Here is a 5,109-nt window from a genome sequence, read left to right on the forward strand (position 1 = left end):
GGCGGCTCATGGTTTGTCGGCGCCTTTGAGGCGCTCACCCTAAAGCCTCCGGCTCTGCCGGAGGATACTTACTACTTTTAAGAACACATCACCAATTAACAAAAAACACTTCAAATAGTCATTGAAATGAATGTAAGTTACAAATAACATTCATCACACAAAATGCCCCCCGTTCTGATGCAGCAACTGTTTCCCGAGGTCCCCTCGTATGTTCGTTCTTACACTCGTCCTGGTATCGATGGTCATTCTGGCCGGCCTTGGGATCCTGACAATGAATAAAGATCTTCGGGCTCAAAAAAAATGCCATGCCGAGCTACACGATCGCTATTCGATGCTCTGGGAAGACTATACCCGTCGGGGACAGCGCATCATGCTTTACGAAGCGGGGATGTCCAAAGATGAAGTCGATGAACTGGATCGTAATGTAAAAAAACGCATTGAAAAGTTTGCAGAAAATGAAAATACAAGTGATAGATAAGTCACCTTGCTTCATCGAAAAATCTTGCAGCCTGCGACCTCTCGATCATTGTCATCATGCTTCAGTATCCCTGACAAACGACATCCCCGGCAAAGGCTGGATTGCCTTCCAGGCGCAAAGTGCCAGGCTTAAGCCATCCACAATAAAAGGAGATTAGAATGGCTACGATATACACCTTAACGTTGGCTCCCTCTCTCGACAGCGCAACGCAGACGTCACACATCTATCCGGAAGGTAAGCTGCGCTGCACCGCGCCGGTATTTGAGCCCGGTGGAGGGGGGATCAATGTCGCCCGGGCGATCACCTATCTTGGGGGTACCGCGACAGCCATTTTCCCTGCCGGTGGAGCCACGGGTGAACACCTGAAAGCCTTGCTCATCGATGAACAGGTGCCGACACAGTCTGTCAGCACCCAGGACTGGACGCGGCAAAACCTGCATGTCCATGTTGAAACAAGCGGCGAACAATATCGCTTTGTGATGCCGGGGGCGACGCTCGGCGCCGGTGAATTCCAGCAACTCGAAGAGAAAGTGCTGGCTATCGATAGTGGTGCATTACTGGTTATCAGCGGCAGCCTGCCGCCCGGCATTGACGTAGCAAAACTCTCGCAACTGGTCCAGGCCGCCCAGCAGAAAGGTCTCCGCTGTATTATCGATAGTTCGGGAGATGCCCTCGCGGCCGCACTGAAAACAGGCAATATTGAGCTGGTGAAACCCAACCAGAAAGAGCTCAGCGCCCTGGTGGGGAGTGAATTAACCCAGCCCGGTGACGTGCAAAAAGCGGCGCAGGATATCGTCAACCAGGGTATGGCCCACCGGGTAGTGGTTTCACTTGGCCCTCAGGGCGCGCTTGCCGTCGATGCGAAACAGTGCGTGCAGGTCGTACCTCCGCCGATCAAAAGCCAAAGCACCGTGGGTGCTGGCGACAGTGTGGTCGGCGCAATGACCTTAAAACTGGCAGAAGGCGCCTCTCTGGAAGAGATGGTTCGCTTCGGTGTAGCCGCCGGGAGTGCCGCCACCATTAACCAGGGTACCCGCCTGTGCTCCCGTGAAGACACGGATAAAATCTATCATTATCTGTGCCAGGCCTGATGCTCTCTGCCTCACCTTTCAGGTGAGGGTTATCCCGGGGCCGTAGTCGACAAATCCGTCTCACGGACTATGCTAAAAAAACTCAGGATAACAATGGGGTGAATTATGGCCAGCGGTGAGATCTTACGCTACGTGGTCACAGTAGACTTCCACGAGCAAAGCCTGACGGAAATTAACGAGCTGAACAACCAGTTTACCCGCGCGGGTTTTCTGCTGACGCTAACCGATGATGAAGGCAAAGTGCACGATCTGGGCACCAACACCTTTGCTTTTATTTCGGTACTGAGCGAACAAGAGGTTGAAGCGCTGGCCACAAGTCTGGCTGACGCGGTGATCGTTGACACGCCTGAAATTCACATTAGCAGTTGGGAGGCCTGGCAAAAAGAGCATCAATAAGTGCCATCTCACGCATTGCGGTTCGCAGCTGTGCGTTAGTTCGTATTTTTTCATGGTTGTAGTGCGCTAACCTAATGATCTGGCTGATAACATGGGAGACATATCATGTGGCAAGCAATTAGTCGTCTGTTAAGCGAGCAACTTGGCGAAGGTGAGATCGAACAGCGTGACGAATTGTCAGGTGGCGAGATCCACGCTGCATGGCATCTGCGTTATGGTGAGCGGGACTTATTCGTAAAATGCGATGAACGCGAACTTCTCCCCATTTTCACGGCGGAAGCCGATCAACTGGAGCTACTTTCCCGCAGTAATACCGTGCGCGTACCTAAGGTATGGGCCGTCGGTAGCGACCGCGACTACAGCTTTCTGGTAATGGAATACCTTCCGGTCCGCCCACTGGATGCGCATAACGCTTTTTTACTCGGGCAACAGCTTGCCCGCCTGCATGCGTGGAGTGACCAGCCGCAGTTTGGTCTCGATTTCGACAACGATCTCTCAACCACACCGCAGCCAAATGCCTGGCAGCGACGCTGGTCTACCTTTTTCGCCGAACAGCGTATTGGCTGGCAACTGGAACTGGCTGCCGAAAAAGGTCTCGAGTTTGGCAATATCGACGCCATTGTCGAACATATTCAGCAACGGCTTTCTTCCCATCAACCCCAGCCTTCACTCCTGCACGGGGATTTATGGTCATCGAATTGCGCACTCGGCCCTGATGGTCCTTATATCTATGATCCCGCCTGTTACTGGGGAGACAGAGAGTGCGATCTGGCGATGCTGCCGCTCTACCCGGAACAGCCGCCGCAGATTTACGATGGTTACCAGTCAGTCAGCCCGTTACCCGGCGATTTTCTCGACCGTCAGCCAGTCTACCAGCTCTACACCTTGCTCAATCGGGCAATTCTGTTTGGCGGGCAACATCTGGTGACGGCGCAAAAGGCGCTGGAGCGGGTGCTTGCCGCCTGATCTGTTTGCAAAACAGCAGGATAATCGAGGCCACCCGCATGAAGTGAACCCCGAAAGTTGGACATCCAACGATTAGGGGTTTTGCGTTTCAATGGGCAGAAAAAAATACTCATCTGAATTCAAGCAGCAAGTTGTTCTCCACTATCTGAACAGTGGTGATGGTGCAAAGAAAACAGCCAGGTTCTTCGGCGTCGATCACGGAGCGGTCAGACGCTGGACTGAACACTGGAAAGTGAATGGTGTGGACGGTTTTAGCATCCCTACCAGAGCTTACTCTGCTGAGTTTAAAGAGTCTGTTGTGCTCTGGATGCATCAACACAGCAAGTCATCCCGGAAAGCTGCGGCGGAGTTTTTTATCGCAACCGCTTATACTGTCAGCAAGTGGGAACGCCTTTACCGTGAAGGCGGTGTTATTGCCCTACAAAATAAACCCAGAGGACGTCCGGTGAAGTCAGGGAAGAGCGAAACGTCAGATAAAAAACTTAATAATCCCCCTCCAGCGTTCCAGAGCGTTGAAGAAGAGCTTGAATACTTGCGAGCGGAAAATGCCTACTTAAAAAAGCTTCAAGCCTTGATCCGGGAAAAGCAGAAGACAAAGCAAAAATAATTACCGAATTGAGGCAAAACCATAACCTGAGAATGCTGCTTCATATAGCAGGATTGCCTCGTAGCACGTACTACTGGCACGTTAAGGCAGAAGACTGTGGAGAGCGCTATAAGGGCGAACAGCAAAGAATAGCCGCACTGTTTCATTATCATAAAGGACGATATGGTTACCGCCGCATTACCCTGGCGTTGCGCAATGAAGGCTACGGAATAAATCATAAAACAGTACGAAAACTGATGCGTAAGATGGGGCTGGCCTCATGCCTGAGAAGCAAAAAGTATCAGTCATACAAAGGTACCTACGGTAAAGTCGCGCAAAGGAAACTGTCTGGACAATGCAGTGATAGAAAATTTTTTTGGCCTGTTGAAGACAGAATGTTGGTACCACGAAGAGTATGAAAATACGGACCATCTACGAAAAGCGGTGGAAGAGTACATCCACTACTACAACAACGAACGAATCAAGCTAAAACTAAACGGCCTGAGTCCGGTACAATACCGAACTCAGGCCATGTCAGCCGCCAGTTAAAAAAGTGTCCAATATGTGGGGTTCACTTCAAGCCCGGTGGCCTTTTGATTACAGGAAGCCGAGCAGCGAGAAGAAAAAGTAACCCGCAACGATGATGATTACCGGCAGCACATACAGTGGGAAAATTTGCAGAAAGATGGTGTGGTGAGGCACGATGATCCGCCCCTCAATCTGTTCGCGCGACAAGCCTTCCGCACCTTTCGCTTTCTCAAGGATCAACTGATCCTCGACCCCTTCGCGCAGGAAACGGGTCTGGCGCCCCATTCTGGCGCCGGAGGCCTGTAGCGCAAGGCCAACAAAGATCAGCACATAAATCAGCCAGAACATAATGTTCAGTTGCTGGTGAAAGTCCGGTGCTGGCGAGTTAAACCAGAACAGATTAAGAAAAGGCGTATTGAAACGCATCATCTCAATGATTACATGTGCGAAATCCAGCATAACGGCATCAATGCCTGCCTTTTTTTCGCTATGGTCATACATAAATTTCAACACAGAAATAATGGTTGAAATCACTGATGGGATAAAAATCACCCATCCCAGAACACGTTTCAGTACTGCAACGCGTCCAGCTTGTTGATACGTCATGGATTCCCCTTGTCAGACGTTCTCTTTCGCGCCTAAGTCTACCTGTTCAGATTCATTTTCGCCTGATCTTTAAAGGCGGTATGATGGCATCTTAGCCATAATGCGTATTTTCCCTGCAATTCAATGCTAAATAGAGAGGTGTTAATGTCTGCCCCGCGCCAAATCCTTGCAGCCATTTTCGATATGGATGGATTAATTATGGACTCAGAGCCGCTCTGGGATCGTGCCGAACTTGAGGTGATTGCGAGCCTGGGCGTCGATATTTCCCGCCGCGATGAGTTGCCGGACTTGCTGGGTCTGCGCATCGATGTGGTGGTCGGGCAGTGGTTTGCCCAGCAGCCGTGGAATGGCCCGAGCTGTGAAGAGGTCACCTCACGCATTATCTGTATTAGTCGCGACTTGATCTGACACTTGACCTTGAAAGGTTGAGAGTTACCGGTTTTGATATGGGTGTCGAA

At 50.9% G+C, this 5,109-nt stretch carries 5 protein-coding genes and 2 pseudogenes; 6 read left to right on the forward strand and 1 reads right to left on the reverse strand.

Translation table 11 applies throughout. The features are described from left to right. Nucleotides 1-208: 208 nt before the first annotated feature. The 5 genes and pseudogenes from ACSZO4_RS24440 to ACSZO4_RS24460 all read left to right on the forward strand — a co-directional run bounded on the left by ACSZO4_RS24440 (nt 209) and on the right by ACSZO4_RS24460 (nt 4,066). Complete coding sequence (locus ACSZO4_RS24440) at nt 209-478, forward strand: hypothetical protein (RefSeq protein WP_437891684.1); 270 nt, start codon at nt 209-211, stop codon at nt 476-478. 158 nt (nt 479-636) lie between these two features. Next, on the forward strand, nt 637-1,569 hold the full coding sequence (gene pfkB, locus ACSZO4_RS24445; protein WP_437891685.1) for a 6-phosphofructokinase II: 933 nt from the start codon (nt 637-639) through the stop codon (nt 1,567-1,569). Nucleotides 1,570-1,674: 105 nt separating this feature from the next. Continuing rightward, nucleotides 1,675-1,965 carry a type V toxin-antitoxin system endoribonuclease antitoxin GhoS gene (gene ghoS, locus ACSZO4_RS24450; RefSeq protein ID WP_437891686.1) on the forward strand — a complete coding sequence of 97 codons (291 nt, stop codon included), beginning with the start codon at nt 1,675-1,677 and terminating at the stop codon, nt 1,963-1,965. A 105-nt stretch (nt 1,966-2,070) separates the two neighbouring features. Further along, complete coding sequence (locus ACSZO4_RS24455) at nt 2,071-2,931, forward strand: fructosamine kinase family protein (RefSeq protein ID WP_437891688.1); 861 nt, start codon at nt 2,071-2,073, stop codon at nt 2,929-2,931. Between the two features lie 91 nt (nt 2,932-3,022). Continuing rightward, nucleotides 3,023-4,066, forward strand: a pseudogene (locus tag ACSZO4_RS24460) (IS3 family transposase). A 48-nt stretch (nt 4,067-4,114) separates the two neighbouring features. Here the strand turns inward: ACSZO4_RS24460 and ACSZO4_RS24465 are convergent. Then, a complete protein-coding gene (locus ACSZO4_RS24465) occupies nt 4,115-4,651 on the reverse strand; it encodes a YniB family protein (RefSeq protein ID WP_437891690.1) in 537 nt (178 codons plus the stop codon). Nucleotides 4,652-4,795: 144 nt separating this feature from the next. Between ACSZO4_RS24465 and ACSZO4_RS24470 the strand changes: the two are divergent. After that, a pseudogene (locus tag ACSZO4_RS24470) lies at nt 4,796-5,056 on the forward strand (hexitol phosphatase HxpB); the annotation flags it as partial. Nucleotides 5,057-5,109 lie beyond the last annotated feature (53 nt).

It is taken from the genome of Phytobacter sp. V91, assembly GCF_965644225.1.
In the GTDB taxonomy this organism is placed as follows: Bacteria; Pseudomonadota; Gammaproteobacteria; order Enterobacterales; family Enterobacteriaceae; genus CBFFRJ01.